This is a genomic window from Paenibacillus sp. P4_E11 (assembly GCF_056401635.1).
Window position 1 is genome coordinate 1 of sequence record NZ_JBFUIX010000230.1, and the last position, 4,042, is coordinate 4,042.

A 4,042-nucleotide genomic window follows, 5' to 3' on the forward strand; every position below is an offset into this window, starting at 1 on the left:
TCACAGCACTCTACACATGTGGAGTGCTTAATATTGATGATTCTGAAACAATAATTGAGATGTGACGGTGCGGCTCAAAGGCATTGATTGTAATGATATGATCACAGCACTCTACACATGTGGAGTGCTTAATATTGATGATTCTGAAACAATAATTGAGATGTGACGGTGCGGCTCAAAGGCATTGATTGTAATGATATGATCGTATACGCTTAGGATGTGGGAAATGGGTCAAGGTTAGGTGAGCAGATTTTCTATTTTTGCGAAGGATGCGATAAAGGGATATGGAAAGTTCGAATCAATGGGATGCAGAATGGGAAGTATCAGAAGAATTGGCTTATAAATTAATAAGCAGTCAGTTTCCGCAGTTAGCTACAAAAAGCGTAAAAAAACTAGGACATGGCTGGGATAACACTGTTTTTCTTGTCGGGGCCGAATATGCATTTCGCTTTCCAAGAAGAGAAGTTGCAATTAATTCTTTAAGGATGGAAGGAAAGATACTGCCTAAGCTTAAAGATTATTTTTCCATTGCATATTCGATACCGCTATTTTTTGGGGAAGGGGATTATAATTATCCTGCACCCTTCCTAGGCTACCCCTATTTATTCGGAGAGTTTCCAATCGGATTAACTGACAAGCAACGAGCGCTATCAGCAACAACGCTCGCGCAATTTTTAAAAAGCTTACATGCATTCCCTGTGCAAATTGCCCAAGAAAATGGAGTTCAACATGACCATAGAAATCTGACTGATATTGCGATGCGTAAGGAGAAGATACATAAATTCATTTCCGATCTTGCCCTTCATTTCAGTGAAGAAGAATATCATGCAATATCAAATTATTTGGAACAGCTCAGAACTGAAAGAGTGAATCAAAAGTATGTATTCCTTCATGGTGACCTTCATTTTAAAAATATACTGGTAGATGAGACTGGAAGAGTTTCAGGGATTATCGACTGGGGAGATATCAATATAGGACATCCTGCTTGTGATTTGAATGTTGTGTATAGCTTTTTACCTCCGGATGCGCGTTCTGACTTTTTCAAAGAATATGGGGATGTAGATGAAGAAACGAAGATATTATCTCGATTAATTGCCATATATATTCCCATTTTGATAATGATGCAGGCAATTGATGATAAAGATGAAAGGTTGGTTGATGAAGCAAAAGCGAACATAAAACGTGCTCTTTCAGATTAAGAAATGTCATTCCGCTAACGAGGAACGAAAGTTGAAGAAATCGCCTTATCATAGGTGATCTTTTTCTTTATTTATCAAAAAAAATTTGCGATAATAGTGCCTTGATTCATCGCAATATTACGTACTCCAGTCATATGGAGTGCTAATATTGAAGGTGCTGAAAGAATAAGTGAGATGTGACAGTATTGCTCAAACTACAAAGCGGTGAACAATTTGATGTAGTACATTTACCTTAAATCATATAAGGTTATCTAATAAAGTGAGATGACTAAACTATGAAGGAGAAAAACAGATGACCATAATCGACAAATTAGCAACTTCACTCAACCGCAAAGACGAAGGTCCTAATCAGGAACTGGCGAAATATATTGCCGAGCGAGATGATAGAGGAGCTGTGAAAGAACTTGTTGATAACTTGTATAACAGTGATAAGAACATTCAAAGCGATTGCATTAAAGTTCTCTATGAAATTGGAGATCTCAAGCCGTCTTTAGTTGCAGAATACAGCAAAGAGTTCGTAACATTGCTTGATCATGGGAACAATCGACTTGTTTGGGGGGCTATGACAGCACTAGATGCGATAACTCTTGAAAATCCGGAAGCCATTTATTTAGCACTTGCAAAAATTGTTGATATTACTGACAAAGGATCGGTAATCACCAAAGATCACGGAGTAAATATCCTGATTAAACTTTGTTCTATCAAACAATATGCTGATAATGCATTCACATTACTCATCGAACAGCTTAAGAGATGTCCGACAAATCAACTTCCAATGTATGCGGAGAATGCAATATCCATCGTTAACGATAAAAACAAAGCCTTTTTCATAAAGACGCTTTTCTCGCGACTCGACGATATTGAAAAAGACACAAAACGAAAGCGAGTGGAGAAACTGATTAAGAAATTGAGTTGATTCTATCGTTTATGTAAGATGTGACAGTAGATAGAGTTCCGATCTCCCTGCTCTCCAAGCTAAACTCTACAAAACCGCCCCTAAATCGTCATTCTCTGATCGGAGTGATCGTGGAGGATGCTTCATCAGCGCAACTTTTAGAAATAGCCGTATCCTGCAGCAAATGCATGATAATCTTAAACAAACCGCGTATGGGTGTCCCTAAAAATCATAATGAAGTCGTCGGAGTTTGAACCTCGCCCAGACGCTTCACAATAATCGATTTGGCTACGGAAATGTGATTCTCTAGATCGTCGATACATTCATCTTTTCTCTGAATGATCAAATCTGCCAACTTCCGATGACCTTCGTAAAATTCCTCAAAGGTCGGATTGGTCATATTCGTAATTTCAAGTATAGTCTGCATAATATTAGCCATCGTGTTCCATGCGACCAGCAAAGGTTGATTCTCCGACATCATCATCAGACTGCGGTGGAACATCATATCAAGCATTGAAGTGATCTCACTGGATACATCTCCGTTCCTATATTGCTCGAACTTCTCCATGACATCGAATAAGGGGCGATACGGAAATGCGGCATTCTCCATCACCGATTGCAGCGCTTTTCTCTCTAGAAGCAGACGTACGTCGAACATATTGCTGACATAGTTAACCGAGCATCCAACCACTTCAGTTCCACCATTGGCCAAATTTATAACAAGCCCTTCCTGAGCCAGCATTTGCAGAGCAGTCCTCACGGGTGCGCGGCTACTGCCTAATTGTTCTGCAAGCTTCGCTTCAATCAGTCGGGACCCGGCCGGGTATACGCCTATAATAATGTCATGACGCAATTTGCGTACGTTTTCTTTGGTATGAATCGATCGGGTTAATGGATCTTCATATTTGATCATCAGCAACCCCTTCTCTTCTCTACAAGTCTAAAAATGTATAACGAACCAAGTATACCAATTTCAATAATTCGAAGTCAATTTTACGTGTACAAGCGGTTTTACTTGGGATGCATGAATCACTTTTCCTCTTGACAGGGGTGAACTCTCCTCTCATTGTATTTATTTCCGATCTAGCCTCGTGCAGGCTCACTCATAGACGCCCGAGCTTGTCGGCTGAGCTCAGCCAGATGCAAATCATTCTCGCGTACTTGCTGCAGATGTCGCATCCGTGCAGGGCTAGCCGTGTTTACGATCGTCTCGTGGTGAGCGCGTTCCAGCCAAAACCGGGCAGCTCCGCTGATATAATCGCGCAATTCCTGCAAATCTGCCTCAGCGTATCGTTGACATACATTCAGGGTGAACATGCGGCGACTCGAGCTGCCGCCCCACGAGGAGTGGAACAAATTGTGGTTGAACAACACGACGTCGCCCGGCTCGCTCTTCAGTACTTGCGCTGGAACTTCAGGTCCGCTAACACCAAGTTCCTCCTTACTGCGGGGCGCCTGCTTGCCAAGAATGGTCGCATAAGGTTCACCAAGCCGATGGCTGCCGGGTATGACACGCAAGGCACCGCTTTCAGTGCCTACTGGATCAAGGTACATGGCCAGCTTGATATGGCGGTATTTTTCATGAAAGCCATCCCTATGCCATCCCGTATCACCGACATAATAATTGCCATCGCTGCCCATATAGTTGTAGTCGTCGCCCAACAAGGACGTGAATATGCCATCGACACGCGGGTCGTCCAACAGTTTGCATAGTTCCTCGTTCTGATCCACGAATGAGGGAATGCAAGTACGGTGGGTTCCGTCATGAGTCCGCCGCGCTCCCTGGAAAACGGCCTCAAATGCGTCGATAATACGAGCGAGCCGATCACGCATAAGTCCAGGGAACACAAGGTAGCCAAATGTATCAAAAAAATTTATTTGCGTCTCCGTTAAGGTGCCTTTAGTGGTCATGGTATAAATCACTCCTCAGTCTTGTAATTAGTAGAAG

The 4,042-nt window shown here is 42.3% G+C and carries 4 protein-coding genes; 2 read left to right on the top strand and 2 right to left on the bottom strand.

Translation table 11 applies throughout. The features are described from left to right. The first annotated feature begins 284 nt into the window (after positions 1-284). Entirely contained in the window at positions 285-1,199 is a 915-nt protein-coding gene (locus tag AC1DWB_RS31845) for a phosphotransferase (protein WP_477545112.1), read from the top strand. Positions 1,200-1,491: 292 nt separating this feature from the next. Beyond that, complete coding sequence (locus tag AC1DWB_RS31850; protein WP_477545113.1) at positions 1,492-2,115, top strand: hypothetical protein; 624 nt, start codon at positions 1,492-1,494, stop codon at positions 2,113-2,115. A 208-nt stretch (positions 2,116-2,323) separates the two neighbouring features. Here AC1DWB_RS31850 and AC1DWB_RS31855 read toward each other — a convergent pair whose 3' ends face one another. Together AC1DWB_RS31855 and AC1DWB_RS31860 are read right to left on the bottom strand one after the other, a co-directional pair. Beyond that, positions 2,324-3,007, bottom strand: coding sequence for a GntR family transcriptional regulator (locus tag AC1DWB_RS31855; RefSeq protein ID WP_477545114.1), 684 nt, complete (start codon positions 3,005-3,007; stop codon positions 2,324-2,326). A 170-nt stretch (positions 3,008-3,177) separates the two neighbouring features. Beyond that, positions 3,178-4,005, bottom strand: a complete 828-nt coding sequence (locus AC1DWB_RS31860; RefSeq protein ID WP_477545115.1) for a phytanoyl-CoA dioxygenase family protein — start codon at positions 4,003-4,005, stop codon at positions 3,178-3,180. Between the last annotated feature and the right edge of the window lie 37 nt (positions 4,006-4,042).